The 16,119-nt window shown below is 71.9% G+C and carries 14 protein-coding genes and 1 pseudogene; 13 read left to right on the top strand and 2 right to left on the bottom strand.

Annotated elements, in window-relative coordinates:
- A complete protein-coding gene (locus tag ETD83_RS45835) occupies nt 1–183 on the top strand; it encodes an ATP-binding protein (protein WP_138643726.1) in 183 nt (60 codons plus the stop codon).
- A gap of 70 nt (nt 184–253) precedes the next feature.
- Here ETD83_RS45835 and ETD83_RS04115 read toward each other — a convergent pair whose 3' ends face one another.
- The gene (locus ETD83_RS04115) at nt 254–1,270 is read right to left on the bottom strand and encodes a GlxA family transcriptional regulator (RefSeq protein WP_230420658.1); all 1,017 of its coding nucleotides are present in this window, start codon (nt 1,268–1,270) and stop codon (nt 254–256) included.
- A 71-nt stretch (nt 1,271–1,341) separates the two neighbouring features.
- Here ETD83_RS04115 and ETD83_RS04110 point away from each other — a divergent pair, with 71 nt between their 5' ends.
- The 12 genes from ETD83_RS04110 to ETD83_RS04055 all read left to right on the top strand — a co-directional run bounded on the left by ETD83_RS04110 (nt 1,342) and on the right by ETD83_RS04055 (nt 15,018).
- Entirely contained in the window at nt 1,342–2,616 is a 1,275-nt protein-coding gene (locus ETD83_RS04110) for an MFS transporter (RefSeq protein WP_138643690.1), read from the top strand.
- Nucleotides 2,617–2,805: 189 nt separating this feature from the next.
- Nucleotides 2,806–4,428 carry a peptide ABC transporter substrate-binding protein gene (locus tag ETD83_RS04105; RefSeq protein WP_138643689.1) on the top strand — a complete coding sequence of 541 codons (1,623 nt, stop codon included), beginning with the start codon at nt 2,806–2,808 and terminating at the stop codon, nt 4,426–4,428.
- An 80-nt stretch (nt 4,429–4,508) separates the two neighbouring features.
- Nucleotides 4,509–5,342: an isocitrate lyase/PEP mutase family protein gene (locus ETD83_RS04100; RefSeq protein WP_230420657.1), complete on the top strand. Its 834-nt coding sequence runs from the start codon at nt 4,509–4,511 to the stop codon at nt 5,340–5,342.
- A gap of 276 nt (nt 5,343–5,618) precedes the next feature.
- Complete coding sequence (locus ETD83_RS04095) at nt 5,619–6,872, top strand: acyl-CoA dehydrogenase family protein (RefSeq protein WP_138643687.1); 1,254 nt, start codon at nt 5,619–5,621, stop codon at nt 6,870–6,872.
- Between the two features lie 106 nt (nt 6,873–6,978).
- The gene (locus ETD83_RS04090) at nt 6,979–8,286 is read left to right on the top strand and encodes a SidA/IucD/PvdA family monooxygenase (RefSeq protein WP_138643686.1); all 1,308 of its coding nucleotides are present in this window, start codon (nt 6,979–6,981) and stop codon (nt 8,284–8,286) included.
- A complete protein-coding gene (locus ETD83_RS04085) occupies nt 8,283–8,654 on the top strand; it encodes a cupin domain-containing protein (RefSeq protein ID WP_205717483.1) in 372 nt (123 codons plus the stop codon). The genes ETD83_RS04090 and ETD83_RS04085 overlap by 4 nt, the downstream gene beginning before the upstream one ends.
- Nucleotides 8,651–10,186, top strand: coding sequence for a class I tRNA ligase family protein (locus ETD83_RS04080; RefSeq protein ID WP_138643685.1), 1,536 nt, complete (start codon nt 8,651–8,653; stop codon nt 10,184–10,186). The genes ETD83_RS04085 and ETD83_RS04080 overlap by 4 nt, the downstream gene beginning before the upstream one ends.
- A 1-nt stretch (nt 10,187) precedes the next feature.
- The gene (locus ETD83_RS04075; RefSeq protein WP_138643684.1) at nt 10,188–11,315 is read left to right on the top strand and encodes an NAD(P)/FAD-dependent oxidoreductase; all 1,128 of its coding nucleotides are present in this window, start codon (nt 10,188–10,190) and stop codon (nt 11,313–11,315) included.
- Nucleotides 11,316–11,365: 50 nt separating this feature from the next.
- Complete coding sequence (locus ETD83_RS04070; protein WP_138643683.1) at nt 11,366–12,664, top strand: ATP-grasp domain-containing protein; 1,299 nt, start codon at nt 11,366–11,368, stop codon at nt 12,662–12,664.
- Entirely contained in the window at nt 12,661–13,077 is a 417-nt protein-coding gene (locus ETD83_RS04065) for a hypothetical protein (RefSeq protein WP_205717482.1), read from the top strand. The genes ETD83_RS04070 and ETD83_RS04065 overlap by 4 nt, the downstream gene beginning before the upstream one ends.
- A gap of 13 nt (nt 13,078–13,090) precedes the next feature.
- Entirely contained in the window at nt 13,091–14,452 is a 1,362-nt protein-coding gene (locus ETD83_RS04060; RefSeq protein ID WP_138643682.1) for an FAD-binding oxidoreductase, read from the top strand.
- Nucleotides 14,449–15,018 (top strand): flavin reductase family protein, encoded by a 570-nt coding sequence (locus ETD83_RS04055; protein ID WP_138643681.1) that lies wholly within the window; start codon nt 14,449–14,451, stop codon nt 15,016–15,018. The genes ETD83_RS04060 and ETD83_RS04055 overlap by 4 nt, the downstream gene beginning before the upstream one ends.
- 56 nt (nt 15,019–15,074) lie before the next feature.
- Here the strand turns inward: ETD83_RS04055 and ETD83_RS04050 are convergent.
- Nucleotides 15,075–16,119 (bottom strand): annotated as a pseudogene (locus ETD83_RS04050) (hypothetical protein); the annotation flags it as partial.

The raw sequence follows: 16,119 nt of genomic DNA, 5'->3' as shown, positions 1-16,119 counted from the left end.
CTGGTCTTCCGCCGCTTCTACCGCCGCGCCGACGCCCGCCGCGCCGATCCCGCGGGCACCGGCCTCGGCCCGGCGATCGCCCGCCAGATCGCCCACGCCCACAACGGCACCCTGCGGATAGCAGACCACCCCGCAGGAACCTGCATGGTCCTGCAACTCCCCCTGCAGGTCCCACCGCGTTGAACCAACGCGAATGGGACGGCCCCGGGCGCGATCCCGGCCGGGTGTGGAGCGCGGCGTCCACGGCTAGGGGTTACGCGCGCAGGACTTCCGGGGAGGGGCTCGGCTTGTCGACGCCTGTTGAGCGGAATGTGGTCCGGTAGGCGCTGGGGGCCACGCCCAGGGTCGCGCTCATCTGCTGGCGGAGCGCCGCGCCGGTGCCGAAACCCGAATGGCGCGCCACCTGGTCGATGGCCAGGTCCGTGGTCTCCAGCAGGTGCCGGGCCCGCTCGACGCGCTGCTGGATGATCCACTTTCGCGGGCTGAGCCCGGTCTCCTGGCGGAACCGGCGGGTGAACGTGCGAATGCTCATCCGGGCCCGCGCGGCCAGGGCGTGCAGGTCCAGCGGCTCGTGGAGGTGTTCCAGCGCCCACGCGCGGGCCGCGGCGGTGGAGGTGTCGGTCACCTCGGGGATCGGACGAACGATGTACTGCGACTGGCCGCCCGGGCGCCACGGCGGGACGACGCAGCGACGCGCGGTCATGTTCGCGATCCCGCTGCCGTGGTCGTCCCGGACGACCTGGAGGCACAGGTCGACGCCCGCGCCGACGCCCGCCGAGGTGAGGAGGTCGCCCTCGTCGACGAACAGCACGTCCGGGTCGAGGTCGACGTCCGGGAAGAGGCGGCGGAAGTTGTCGGCGTGCGCCCAGTGCGTGGTGGCCCGGCGGCCGTCCAGCAGACCGGCCGCGGCCAGCACGAACGCGCCCGTGCAGACCGACATGACTCGTGCGCCGCGGTGCGCCGCCGTCCGCAGGGCGACCCGTACCGGTTCGTCGAGGGTGCCGTCGGACAGGACCTGCGCGCCGTAGTGCACGCCCGCCACGAGGATCGTGTCCGCCTCCGCCAGCAGTTCCAGGCCGTGCTCGGACGCGATGACCAGCCCCGCCGAGCTGCGCACCGGGCGGCCGCCGGGGGTGCAGATCCGTACCTGGTAGAGCCGCCGGTCCTGCTCGTCGCGGGCCGCGGGGAAGACCTGGGTCGGCGTGCCGAGGTCGAACGCGACCACCTCGTCCAGCGCGAGCACGGCGATCTGGTGCGGCCGGTGGTCCATGGCCCAATTCTTGCACATGATGGCCAAAGAGCCACTTCCCGGGACGGTGCCGCACTGAGCACTCTTACCGAATGACCCACAACAAACAACTCATATGGCCGTGGATGATCGCGGGCATCGGTTTCGCCGCGCTCGTCGGCGCGGCCGGGTTCCGGTCCACCCCGGGCGCGCTGGTGGAACCGCTGCAGGACGAGTTCGGCTGGTCGACCGGCACCATCGGTTTCGCCATGTCGGTGAACCTCGCGTTGTACGGGATCACCGCGCCATTCGCCACCGCGCTGATGGAACGGTTCGGTGTGCGCAAGGTGACCGCCGGTGCGATGGCGTTGATCGCGCTGGGCAGCGGTTTGACCGTGTACATGACGGCGGCGTGGCAGCTCATTCTGCTCTGGGGCGTGATGGTGGGCCTCGGCGCCGGTTCGATCTCCCTGGGATTCGTGGCCACCATCGGCACCCGGTGGTTCGTCAAGCGCCAGGGCCTGGTCACCGGCGTCCTCTCGGCCGGCGGCGCGACCGGTTCGCTGATCTTCCTGCCGCTGGTGACGGCGTTGAGCGAGTCGGCGGGCGGGTGGCGCAGCGCCGCGGTGGTGGTCGCCCTGGTCGCGGCCGCCGCGGTGCCGATGGTGCTGTTCTTCTTCCGCGAACACCCTGCCGACCTGGGAATCCCGCCATACGGCGCCGAGGAGGTCGTGGCCCCGCCGGCCGTCACGGGCAGTGCCGCGCGGCACGCCGTCGACCAGTTGAAGAGCGCCGCCCGCACAAAGCCGTTCTGGTTCCTCGCGGTGAGCTTCTTCATCTGCGGTGCCACCACCAACGGCATCGTCTTCACCCATTTCATCCCCGCCGCCCACGATCACGGCATGCACCGGGTCACCGCCGCGGGCCTGCTCGCCGTGATCGGTATCTTCGACCTCGTCGGCACGATCCTTTCCGGCTGGCTCAGCGACCACATCAATCCCCGGATACTGCTGGCCGTTTTCTACGTACTGCGCGGCGTCTCACTGCTCGTCCTGCCCCAGGTGTTCGACGACAAGGTCACCGGGTTCATGATCGTGTTCGTCGTCTTCTACGGGTTGGACTTCATCGCCACCGTTCCGCCGACGATCACCCTGTGCCGGGAGCACTTCGGGATGTCCGCGCCGGTCGTCTTCGGCTGGGTCTTCGCCGCGCACCAGATCGGCGCCGCCTGCGCGTCCACCCTGGCCGGCCTGGCCCGCGACAGCTTCGGCGACTACGCGCCCGCCTGGTACACGGCCGGCCTTCTCAGCGTCGGCGCGGCGTTCCTCTCCATGGCGATCAAGCGCGCGCCGGCCGAGAGCGAGACCAAGACCCTCACGCCCGCCTGAGCCCGTCCGCGCGGCCAGTGGTGTCGCGTTTCGCGGCAGGTCGGCGCGGCCGGTTTGATCGGTTGATTGATTCGATTCCCTGGGATGGCAGCCAATCCGATGTTTTGTTGAACTCTGATCGGCGCGAAGGCCCCAGCGGCCGTGCCCGAGTTTCGACGTCATCGACCAGACGATGTTCAAGGGGGAAGTGTGCGATCATCCCGTGCCGTCCGGACCGCGGAATTGCCCGGCAGCGGTGTAACGGACGCGACCACGCGCGACGCGGCCACGAACGACACGACCACGCGGGCCCGCGAGAGCGCGATCATCAGCTACCACGGCACCGAGCCGGAGAACGCGCTCATCCCCGGCCACACGACCGAATCCGGCGGCGTCAAGGTGATCGCCGCGCTGTTTCGCGGGCTGGTCTCCTACGACCCGGTCGACGCCCATCCGAGGAACGCGGTCGCGGAATCGATCGAGACCGCCGACTCCAGGATCTTCACCATCAGGCTGAAGCGCGGCTGGACGTTCCACGACGGCACGCCGGTCACCGCGAGCAGCTTCGTCAACGCCTGGAACTACACCGCACACGGCCCGAACATGATGCAGGCGGCGAGTTTCCTTTCGCACATCGAGGGCTTCGACGAGGTGAACTCCCCCGGCTCCACGGTCAGGGAGCTGTCCGGTCTGAAGATCATCGATGACCGGACTTTCGCCGTGACACTGTCGGCGCCGTTCTCCGAGTTCCCCGTCACGCTCGGCTGCAGCGCGTTCTTCCCGCTGCCGGACGCCTTCTTCGAGGACCGGGAGGCGTTCGAGGCGCACCCGATCGGCAACGGCGCCTTCAGCTTCGTGTCCCGTGAGCGCGAGAAGAACATCCTGCTCAAGCGCTACGACGAGTACGCCGGGGACGACATGCCCAGCATCGGCGGCGTCGACTTCCGGATCTACGCCGACCTGGCGGACGCCTACCATGATGTGGTGGCGGACGAGCTCGACTACCTGGACGTCACACCGTTCTGGGCGCTGGAGGGCGACCGGTACCTGAAGGACCTGCCGAATCGCACCCACGATCGGACGTATCTCGGGATCCAGACCATCTCGTTCCCGCTCTATGACCCGCGCTACGCCGACCCCCGGCTGCGGCAGGCGATCTCCATGGCGATCGACCGGGTCAAGCTGATCGACAAGATCTTCCAGGGCCACCAGGTGCCGGCCGACGGCCTCGTCCCGCCGGCCATCTCGGGCCGCGCCGAGAACCAGGGCGGCGAGTTGTGCGCCTACTCCCCCGGGCGGGCCAGGGAGCTGTTCGAGGCGTGCGGGTTCGCGGGCCACATCGAGCTGACCTCCAACATCGACTCGCCGAACCGGCCCTGGATGGAGGAGATCTGCGCCTCGGTCACCGAGACGCTCGGCGTGCCCTGCCGTTTCGTGGCGATCCCGACGCTCGGGGAGTTCCGCCGCAGGCTGAACGCCCGGGAGATGACCGCCGTGTTCCGCTCCGGCTGGGTCGCGGACTACCCGTCGATCGAGAACTTCCTGAGTTCGATCTACCGGACCGGCGCCGCGGACAACGTCGGCGGCTACAGCAATCCCGCGGTCGACGCCCTGCTGTCCGCCGCGGAGAGCGCACCGACCAGGGAGCGGGGCTGGGATCTCTACCAGCAGGCGGAACGGGCGATCCTGCGGGACATGCCGACGATCCCGATCTGGTTCCAGAGCACGCTGTCGGCCTGGTCGACGCGGCTGCGGGACGTCCAGCCCAACCCGTTCCGCGAGCTCGACCTCTACAGCGTCACCGTGGCGGAGTCCGGCGGCGACCCCGGCTGATGCTCCCGCCTCCGGGAGCGCGATCGGTACCGTCGCCGGCCGGTTGATTGATGGCAATGGTCAGAAGAGGGAGAAAAGGCGTGGACATCGAGGTTCAGCAGGCCAGGGCGGCATCGCTGCGGGCGCTGCATGAAAGCGGAGTGCTCGTGCTGCCGAACGCGTGGGACGCGGGCAGCGCAGCGCTCATCGCCCGGGCGGGCGCGCAGGCGATCGCGACGACCAGCGGCGGGGTGTCGTGGTCGCTCGGCCGCCCGGACGGGCACGGCCTGACCCGGGACGAGATGGTCGAGGCGGTCCGGCGGATCGCCGCGGCGGTCGACGTCCCGGTGACCGCGGACATCGAGGGCGGTTACGGCGAGAGCCCCGAGGACGTCGCCGCGACGGTGGCGGGGATCGTCGGGGCAGGCGCGGTCGGGGTGAACATCGAGGACTCCAGGGCGCCCGGCGGCCCGCTCTTCGACGCCGCCGAGCAGGGGGCGCGGTTGCGCGCGGCCCGGGACGCGGCGACGAGGGCCGGCCTGCCGGGCCTGGTGATCAATGTGCGCACCGACGTCTTCCTCTTCGGCATCGGGGAGGAGGCGGGCCGGCTGGACGACGTCATCGCGCGCACCGGCTTCTACGCCGAGGCGGGCGCGGACAGCCTGTTCGTCCCGGGCCTGATCGACCTCGACGCGCTGGGCAGGCTGGTGAAGGCGTCGCCGCTGCCGGTGAACGTGATGGCATGGCCCGGCGCGCCGACGGTCGCCGAGTTCGAGGCCGTGGGCGTGCGCCGGGTCAGTCTCGGCACCGCGCTGAGCCAGGCGGCCTACTCCGTCGCGGAGCGCGCGGCCACCGAACTGCTCAGCCAGGGCACCTACACCGCGCTGGAGGGGGCGCTCGACTTCGGCAGCATCAACGGCGCCGTCAGCCGCTGACGGCGGCCTCCGGCGGTCCTGACGATCACCCGGCGAACGGACGGAGCGGAACGGCCCAGGGCACCGGCGTATAGGCCGGCACCACGTCATTTTTTCGACCGGCGGTCACGCATTCGCGTGACCGCCGGTTTTGTTTGTTTGTTCTGCGAAATTCGCACTTGATTGTTCGTTGCGGTCAATCCTTTCGGTCAAATACCCGGCTGGCTTGAATGGCGGTCAGGCGGCGATCGCCGCCGGCCCCCCAGCAATCGCATTCACGATCGAGGGAGCGAACAGATGGCCACTGCACCCAGCCGTCCGGCCGCCGCCGAAGCCCCGGCGGCGGCGCCGGCTCCGGCGCCGCCGCGAACGGGCGAGGAAATCCTCCGCCGCGTCCGGGCGATCGTCCCGGAGCTGCGGGCGCGCTCGTCCGAGATCGAGCGCGAGCGCCGGCTGCCGATGGACGTCGTCGAGCTGCTGCGCGGCACCGGCGTGTTCCGGATGGGCTTCGCGCACGGCTGGGGCGGCCCCGAGCTGAGCTCGATCGAGCAGACCGAGATCATCGAGGCGATCTCCTACGGCGACCCGGCGGCCGGCTGGTGCGCGATGATCGGCTCCGACACCGGCCTGTACGCGGCGTTCCTCGACGAGCCGGTGGCGAAGGAGATGTTCCCGAGCCTCGACATGATCACCGCGGGCCTGCTGTTCCCGACCGGGCGCGCCGAGATCGTGCCGGGCGGGTACCGGCTCTCCGGCCGCTGGCAGTTCGGCAGCGGCGTCACCCACGCCGACTGGGTGATCTCCGGTGCCTTCGTCTACCGCGACGGCGCCCCGGAGCCGGGTCCGGAGGGCGACCCGCACGACTCCAAGCTCATGATGGTGCCGCGCGAGGACGTCGAGGTCGTCGACACCTGGTACACCACCGGGCTGGCGGGCAGCGGCAGCTGCGACTACACGATCACCGACGTGTTCGTGCCGGCCGAGCGCACCCTGACGTTCGACACCGTGCGCAACGGCGAGGGCCCGCTGGCCCAGCCCGAGGTGCACATGCGCAACATGCCGGGGGTGCCGCTGGGCATCGCGCGGGCCGCGCTCGACCATGCCCGCGAACTCGTCGCGGCGCGCGGCAAGGGGGACGACTACCGCACCCAGGTCGTCGTCGCCGACTGCGAGGCCGACCTCGTCGCCAGCCGCCACGGCGTGTACGGGGCGATGAGGCGCCAGCACGAGCTCCTGGCCGCCGGCGGCACGCTCGACGATCTCACCCCGGAGGAGCGGGCCGCGCTGCCGCTCTCGCGCAGGCACGCGTTCCGCACCGCGCGGTCGATCGTCGGCCGGCTGTACGACCTCCTGCAGACCAGCTCGATCTACCAGCCGTCCCCGATGGACCGCTGGCTCCGTGACACCCACACCATGTGCCAGCACGTCGTGGCGCAGGAGCGCATCCTGCAGTCGGCGGGGGCGTACCTGCTGGGCGCGAAGCCCGGGTTCCCGCTGTGCCTCGGCATCACCGCCGCGAAACCGGCCGGCGCCGCCCGGCCCGCGTCGTGACCTTCTCCCGATGAGCCGATCCGACGGCTCCCTCGCTCCGCCCGCACGGGCGCGACTCTCTCGGCCGGCCCGTACCGGGGCGCCGACCGGAACGACAGGTGGGATTGTGACAGTCCAAGAAGTTGACATTCTGATGATCGGCGCGGGCCCGGCCAACCTGGCGCTCGCCGTGGCGCTGGAGGAGTCGGCTCCGGCCGAGATGGCGCGCAGCGCGCTGATCCTCGAACAGCACTCCGACGTGAAATGGCAGCGCGGCCTGCTGCTGCCGTGGGCCCGCAGCCAGGTCTCCTTCCTCAAGGACCTGGTGACGCTGCGGAACCCGCGCAGCCGGTTCTCCTTCCTCAACTTCCTGCACGAGACGGGCGAGCTGGACAGGTTCGTCAACCTGAGCACCTTCAACCCCTACCGCTGGCAGCTGTCGGCGTATCAGCAGTGGGTCGCCGGGTCCTTCCAGCATGTGAAGATCCGCTACAACGCCCGCGGCGAGCGGGTCGTTCCCCGGCTCGGCGACGACGGCTCGATCGCCGGGTGGACGGTCACGCTCGCCGGCGGAGACGTGGTGCACTGCCGCGACCTGGTGATCGGCGCCGGGCGCGATCCGCACATCCCCGAGGTGTTCGCGGACCTGCCGGCGGAGCGGGTCGTCCACAGCTCGCAGTACAGCACCCGCCTCGCCGAGGCCGACCCCGGCCGGACGCTGCGGCCGGTGGTCGTCGGCGGGGCGCAGAGCGCCGTCGAGATGTTCATGGCGCTGTCGCAGGACCTGCCGCAGAGCCGCCCGACCATCGTGCTGCGCTCGATCGGGTTCCAGAACTACCAGACCAGCAAGTTCGTCAACGAGCTGTTCTTCCCCTCGTTCGTCGACGAGTTCTTCACGATGCAGCCCGAGACCCGCGAGCAGGTCCTGAAGGAGATGCATCTGACGAACTACGCGGGGCTCGCCCCGCCCTTCGCCGACGAGCTGTACAACATGCTCTACCAGCAGCGGATGCTCGGCGACCAGCGCTCCACCGTACGTCCCCTCACCGAGGTGGTCGGTGCCCGCGCCGACCGGGACGACGTCGTCCTGGACCTGCGCGACCGCAAGAACGGCAAGGTCGAGCCGCTGCGCTGCGACCTCGTGCTCCTCGGCACCGGCTACGACGCGCGGATGCCCGCCATGGTCCGCGACCTCGCGGCCCGCACGGGCCTCGACGAGGTCGCTGTCAGCCGGCGCTACCGCGTCGAGCTGGGCCGGCCGGCGTCGGGCGCGCTCTACCTGCAGGGCGTCAACGAGGCGACGCACGGCATCGCCGACTCCCTGATCAGCGTCCTGTCGCACCGCTCCCAGGACATCACCGACGACATGCTCGCCCGCCGCGCATCCGAGCCCGCCCAGGGCGGGCGCCTGACGGAGCGGGTGCGGACCGCATGATCGAGATCCGAACGCTGGACCGGGCGGGCCTGACCCGCGCCTACGGCCTGGACTCCGAGCGGCTGCTGCCGTGGCCCGCGCTCAACGCCCCGTTCGAGGGCGCGTGGTGCGTCCTGCGGGCCCGGACGGAGTCGGCTCCGCACGCGCATCACGAGTACGAGATCTTCATCGCGATGACCGGCCGCGCCAGGCTCCGCGTCGACGGCGAGGACATGCCGTTCGTCGCCGGCGACATCGTCCACCTGCCGCCGGGCTGCACCCACCAGGTGGTGAACGACACCGACGAGGACTTCGAGTACTACGGCGTCTGGTGGGACGGCGAGATGTCGGAGAGGTTCCTCGACCGGCACCGGGGGCGGCCGTCATGACCGAGCGGACGGTGGTGATCTCGCCGGCGCCCACGGCCAACGGCGACCTGCACCTCGGGCACCTCGCCGGCCCGTTCCTGGCCGCGGACGTCCACACCCGCTACCTGCGGGCCACCGGGCGGACGGCGTACTTCGGGACGGGATTCCAGGACACGTCCACCTTCGTCGTGACCACGGCCGCACGGCGGGGGGTGACCCCGGCGGCGCTGGTGGAGCGGTCGGCCGGGCAGATCGCGTCGAGCCTCGGCGCGGTGGGCATCGACGTCGACGGGTTCACCGGCGACGACGAGCGCTTCACCAAGTGGGTCGCCGACTTCTGGGGGCGGGTCCACAGCGCGGGGAAGCTCGAACTGAAGACGATGAGCTTCCTGTACTCGCCGAAGACCGGTCGGTTCCTCGTGGACGGCTTCGCCACCGGCGGCTGCCCGCACTGCCTGGCCGACGGCTGCGCCGGTCTCTGCGAGACCTGCGGGAACCCGGTCGCGGCGGCCGACCTCATCGACCCGCGGTCCACGCTGGAACCCGGCGACCCCGTCGAGCCGCGCGAGGCGCAGGTGCTCGTGCTGCCGATGGAGCGCTACCGGGAGCGGCTGCGGGAGTACTTCGACGTCCACGCGACCGCGATGCGCCCGCACATGGCGCAGGCGCTGAGGGAGATGCTCTCCCGTCCGCTGCCGGACTATCCGGTCACCTACCCGATCTCCTGGGGGATCCCGGCGCCCTTCCCCGAGGTCCCCGGGCAGGTGATCAACCCGAACGCGGAGCCGGCGCCGTGGAGCATGCACGCGTCCGCCCTGTCGGCGGAGCGCTGGGGCGAGGTGCCCGGGACCGACGACGCGCTCTGGCTGCCGGACGCGGGCACGAAGGTGGTGTACTTCCTCGGCTTCGACAACACCTTCCCCTTCGCCGTCGCGATGATGGCGGTGCTGCTGGCGCACGGGGACCAGTACGCGCTGCCGGTCGAGTTCGTCACCAACGAGTTCTACCTGCTGGACCACGACAAGTTCTCCACCAGCCGGGGGCACGTGGTCCGGGCCGCGGACCTCGCCGCCGAGATGCCGCGCGACCTCGTCCGGTTCTACCTGGCCGCGACCAGCCCGGAGAACCAGTGCACCAACTTCAGCCGGCCGGACATGGCTAAGGTGACGCGGTCGTGGCTGGCCGGGCCCTGGAACCGGGTCGCGGCGAAGGCCGGCCGGTGGACCGGCCGCGGGCCGCTGCCGGTGTCGGAGCGATCCCGCGGCGCCGCCGCGCGGATCGTCGACCGGTTCGCCGCGTCGTACGAGCTCGAGTGCTTCAGCCTCGTCCGGGCGGCGCAGACGCTCACCGAGCAGATCGCGCGGCTGGACCGGTGGGACGTCGCGCCGGACGAGGCGGGCGACTTCTGCCACGAGGCCGAGGTCGTGCTCCGCTGCGCCGCGCCGATCCTCATCGACCTGGCCGCCGCCCTGCCGGACACGGCGATCCGCCGCGACGGCCCGTCCACGATCACCCCGGTGCGGCTGCCCGGGCTGGACGGGGGCGTGGCCTGAGATGGCCGGGAGCACTCTGGCCGAGCCGCTGCGCGGCTGGACGGACCAGCGGATCGTCATCGTCGGCGCGGGTGTCACCGGGCTGCTGGCCGCGGTGCGGGCCGTGCTGCTGGGCCATCAGGTGGTGGTGCTGGAGCGGGGCGCGATCCCGAACCCCGGCGCCAGCTCGTTCGACCACCACCGGGCCGTGCGGGCGCTCGTCCCGGGTGACCCGTCCGCGACGCGGCGGGCCGCCGACGCCCACCGCCGATGGGTCGAGCTGGAGTCCCTGCTGTGCGGCCCCCGGCCGGGCGCGGGCTTCTACCGCCGGATCGGCGTCGTGACCGCGTGGCCGGAGGCCGAGATCCCCTCGGTGGCCGCGGCGGCCCGCGACGCGGGCCTGCGGGTCAGGCTCGTCGGGCCGCGCGAGATGTGGCCCATCGGATTCCCGGCCGGCACGTCCGGCGTCCTGGAACTCGACGCCGGTGTCCTGCTGGCCGACCGGGTGCTGGCGGCGGCGGCCCGATGGCTGGACCGCCATCCGGCGGCCGAGCTCAGACCCGGGCAGGACGTGGTGGCGGTGGACGCCGGCACCGCGAGGGTCGAGCTGGCCGACGGCACCGTGGAGCACGGCGACCTGGTGCTGGTCGCCGCCGGGCCGTGGTCGCTCCGGCTGGTGGACGTGCCCGTGGTGGTGCACCGGCAGACCATGGTCTACCTGTCCCCGCCCGCCGGGCTGGCCGGACGGTGGGAGCGCATGCCCAGCGCGGGCCGGGTCGGGGCGGACGGGCGGGGCTGGCTGATGCCGCCCGGCGACGGCGCCCTCCTCAAGATCAGCACTGACGCGGCCTGCCGGGAGGTCACCTCCCCCGACCAGGACGGCGACGGCGGCGGCGTCATGGGCGACGCGGACGACCGGGCCTGGGCCGAGAAGATCCTCGCCGCCGGGATCCTGGCCGACGCGGACGGCTACACGGTGGCCGCCGTCAAGCGGTGCCACTACGCGGTGGACGCGGGCACCGGCACGGGCCGCCTGGCCCGGGTCGGGACCTCGGTCTGGGCCCGCGCGGCCAGCGGCGGCGACGGCTTCCGCACCGCTCCGCTCGTCGCCGACCAGATCGCCGGCGCGCTCGTCGGGGCGGCGGCATGAGCCCCTCGCCCCCGGCACTACCCAACCCCTGCCGGATCGGAAGGAAAGAGATGAACGACTCCAAGAGCGTGCTGCTGGTGATCGGCAGCGGGCTGAAGCTCTACCGCGAGTACCTGATCCGCTCGGCGAGCGCCCGCGCCCGCGCGGCGGGCCTGGAGCTCGTTTTGATCAACAACCTCAGGCCCACCTGGCAGCACCCGTACTTCGACGAGATCCACGTCGTCAACGTCTTCGACCACGACACGCTGCGGACCGCGGCGCGCGAGGTCTCCGCGCGGCGCACCATCGCGGGCCTCGTCTGCTACGACGAGCCGCTGGTGATGCCGGCGGCCGAGCTCGCCGCCGAGTTCGGCGTGCCGGGCCTGTCCATCCCCGGCGCGCTGGGGTGCCGCGACAAGCGCAGCACCCGGTCGCGGCTCACCGCCGCGGGCGTCCTGCAGCCCGCTTTCGAGATGACCGACAGCCTGGAGCAGGCCCGCGCGGCGGCCGAGCGGATCGGCTACCCGGTCGTCGTCAAGCCCCGCGCGCTCGGCGCCAGCATGGGCGTCGTCCTCGCCGCCGACGAGGCCGGCCTGGACGCCGCCTACCGCGTCGCGCACGAGGCCAGCCTGGTCGGCGACGAGGAGTACCGCGGCGGCGCCATCGTCGAGGAGTACGCGGACGGCCCGGAGATCAGCATCGACGCCGCCGTGCACAAGGGCGAGTACCTGCCGATGTTCCTCGCCCGCAAGCGCACCGGGCAGTACCCGTACTTCGAGGAGGTCGGGCACGTCATCGACGCGGACGATGAGCTGCTGCGCGACCCCGAGCTGCTCGGCACCCTCGCCCGCGCGCACCGCGTCCTGGAGATCGAGGACGGCATCACCCACACCGAGGTGCGGCTGACCGCGCGCGGCCCGCTGATCATCGAGATCAACGGCCGGCTCGGCGGCGACCTGATCCCGTTCGTGGGCAAGATCGCCACCGGGATCGACCCCGGCCACGTGCTCGTCGACGCCGCCATCGGCACCCGGCCCGACATCGCGGCGACGAGGAGCGGCGTCGCGGGCATCCGGTTCGGCTATCCCGAACACGACTGCGTCGTGCACGCGGTCCGCGTGCCCACGGCGGCCCCCGGCCTGGTCACGGCGGCGCCGATGGTCGACCCCGGGACGACGCTGCGGCTCCCGCCGGGCGGCTACATCGCCCGCCACTCCTTCGTGGTGGCCGAGGCCGCCGATCCCGCGTCCTGCGACGCCCGGCTCGACGGCGCGCTCGCGCGGGTCGAGATCGACGCCGAGGAGATCGAGCCGCCGCCGCCGGGCACCCGCCTGGAGATGCCGGCCGGGCTGCTGGACGCGGACGCGTGACGATCGACTACGAGGGCCGGCTGTTCCAGCGAGCGGGCGGCGGTGACGGCACCGTCGCCCGCTACCGGCAGGACGGCGATCTGGTGTGGGCCCACTTCACCGGCGGGAAGGTGCGGCGCGGCACGGTCACCGGCACCTGCGAACCGGACGGCACGCTGCGGCTGGGCTACGTCATGGTGCTGGTGACCGGCGAGGTGATCTCCGGGCACACCGTGAACGTCCCGGAGCGGCGCGCGGACGGCCGGCTGCTGCTGCGCGAGGAATGGGAGCGGTTCGGGGAGCACGCCGGTGTCGGCGTCTCCTACCTGGAAGAGGTCGGACCCGGGGCCGGGGCGGAGGCGGGACCCGCCGTCCACCACGCGGATCCGCCCGCGGGCGGATCCGCGGACGAAGCCACGAACGTGCGGATGTGACGGGAGCGGTCTGATGATCGAGTGGACGGATCTGCGCGGGCTCGTCGACGGGCGGCTGTGGCTGCCCGGCGACGCCGGGTTCGGCGAGCGGAGCCGGGCTCACAACGAGCGGTACCGGGACGTGCGCCCGGCCGCGGTGCTCTCGGTGGCCTCCGCCGCCGACGTCGCGGCGGCGATCGGCTGGGCGCGGCGGCATCGCGTGCCGGTCGTCGCCCGCGGCGGCGGCCACGGCTACGCGGGCACGTCGGTGAACACCGGGCTGGTGCTGGACCTCCAGGACCTGGACGAGGTCCTGGTCGACCCGGCGACGGCGCTGGTGACCGTCGGCGGCGGCGCCCGGACCAAGGGCATTCACGACGTGCTGCGCAAGTTCGATCTGATGTTCCCGCTGGGCAACGGTGACGACGTCGGGATCGGCGGGCTCGTGCTGGGCGGCGGCGTCGCGGCCTCGTCCCGGGCGCTCGGGCTGACCTGCGACTCGCTGGTCGAGACGGAGATCGTCCTGGCCGACGGGTCGATCCTGACGTGCGACGAGAGCGAGAACGCGGACCTGTTCTGGGCATGCCGGGGCGGTGGCGGCGGCACCTTCGGGGTGAACACGTCGTTCACCTTCCAGGCCCGTCCCGTGATGGACGTGTCCACCTGCCTGCTGCTGTGGCACTGGGAGCACGCCGCCGACGTGCTGACCGTCATGCAGGAGGTCATGCGCGACGCGCCGGACCGCTTCGCCGCCCGTATCGGCATCGGCCGGTCGTCCGGTCAGGACGGCGTGGTCTCGGTGATCGGGCAGCACCTGGGCCCCGCCGCCGAGCTCCGCGAACTGCTGGCACCCGCGCTGGCGACGGCCCGGCCGCACCGGGCGGACATCGCGGACCGAACGTACTGGGACGCGGTGGAGTACCTGCACCACGCCTCCGCGGGCGGCGCGTTCGCCGTGCGGACCCGCACCACCCCGGCGCCGCTGTCCGGCGCCGGGGTGCGGACGCTGGTGGCCGCGGTCGAGGAATGGCCGGGCAGCGGCAATCCCGACGGCGGCGGCGCGGCGCTGTTCACCTGGGGCGGGGCGATCAACCGCGTCGGGACGGCGGAGACGGCGTTCCCGCATCGGGACGCGCTGTTCCTGCTCTCGCTGGACACGGCGTGGGAGCCCGGTGATCCGCCGGAGACGGTGCGCGCGAATCTCGACTGGCTGGCCCGGCTGCATCAGGACATGGGCGAGTTCGCGGCGGACGCGTCGTACATCAACTTCACCGACCCGGACCTGCGGGGCTGGCCATCGGCCTACCACGGACCGAACCTCGCGCGGCTCATCGAGATCAAGCGCCGCCACGACCCGGACCGGGTCTTCGATTCCCCGCAGGCGATCCGGCCATGACGCGGTCATCGCCGGACACGCCGGACACGGTCGCGCCGCTGGATCTGCGCGGGGTGATGCGGAGCTTCGCGACCGGGGTGTGCGTCGCGGCGACGTACGCCGACCGGGCGGGCGAACGGCACCACGACGCGGTGACGATCAACTCGCTGAGCTCGGTGTCGCTCCACCCCCCGCTGGTGTCGGTGTGCATGCGGACGGAGTCGCTGTTCCTGGCCGACCTGCTGGCGACGAAGAAGTGGGCGGTGTCGGTCCTGCCGCACGGCGCCCGTGAGATCGCCGGGACGCTGGCCAGGGAGCGGGCGGTGCGGAGGGGCGCGATCGACGCCCTGCCCGCCTCGCCCGGACCGCGGACCGGCGCGCTGGTGCTCCGGTCGGCGAGCTGGCTGGAGTGCGAGCTGTGGGACGCCTTCGAGCTCGGTGACCACATGCTCGTGGTGGGCGAGGTCGTCGCGGCCGGGCCGCGTCGCGACGGCCCGCCGCTGCTGTTCGTGGACGGCGGTTACGGCGTCCCGGCGGACCCGGGCCCGTCGCCCTCGAACGAGATCCCCGATTCCCCGTGGTGGTAGGAGCCCGGCGAGGGATGCCCGGCCGGATCGGACGCGCCGATTCCGGCCGAGGGCCGTCAACTGAAGATCGATCTTTGGTTCATCTTCGGGATCACGTACCGGACGACGAAGGCGCGTACCAGCGGGTCGAGCCGGTACGCGCCGACGCGGTCATCGTGCCGGAGCAGACCGGCGGCGGCCAGCTCGTCCACCAGCTCCTCGCCGATCGGCGCGGTCGCCGCGAGATCGTCGGCCCGGCACGCCGGTTCTTCGGGCGAGCGGTGAGCGAGCTCGTGCAGCAGCGTCTGCGCCGCACCGCCGAGTTGGAGATACGCGGATCTCAGCAGATCGGCCACGGACACGTCACCGATGCGCAGCCAGTCCAGCAGCGTGCCGCGATCGGTCAGCCTCCTGATGAGCCGGACCAGGGGAACGTCCGGACGGGCCACCAATTTGCGGACCGCGATATCGATGGCGAGCGGAAGGTCGCCGCAAAGCTCGGCGAACCGGCTGCAGTCAACAAGATCAGCCGCGACGCGGTCGGACAGCGCATCGGAGATCATCGTGACCGAATCCTCGCGGGGCAGGACATCCAATCGCATGCGGCGGACGTCCCGCAAGCCGAGCAGCGGATTGCGGCTGACCACGATAATGGCACCGCACCGCGGCTCGGCCAGCAACTGCCGCACCTGCCGCTCATCGCGCACATTCTCCAGTAACATCAGCAGCTTTCGCTCGGCCAGCATTGAGCGGAGCACCCCGGCGCGCTGATCGAGGGCGGCGGGCAACTGCTCGTCGGGCATGCCGCACGCGCGCAGGAAACACGTCACCAGGCATTGCCCGTCGGACGGGGCCGATCCGAGATCGGCATAGAGTTGGCCATCGACCATCTCGGCGGCGATTTGATGGGCGTAATCCAGCGCGAACGCGCTTTTGCCAACTCCCACCGGACCGCAGATGACGATCGGCGCGGCATTCGACTTGTTGAGCAGACTCCGCTCCCGGGAGCGGCCCACGAGCCCTCGCGGCCGCAGCGGTAACTGCGCCGGGGGCGGCAGGGCCATGCGGCCCTGCGCGATCGCGCGGCCCGGGAAGTCCCGCAGCGGTGGAGGGGAGGGGGGC

It is taken from the genome of Actinomadura soli (genome assembly GCF_005889715.1).
GTDB classification, from domain to species: Bacteria; Actinomycetota; Actinomycetes; order Streptosporangiales; family Streptosporangiaceae; genus Spirillospora; species Spirillospora soli.
The sequence above is the reverse complement of the archived record's forward strand: the minus strand, read 5'-3'. Positions and strand labels throughout refer to the sequence as shown.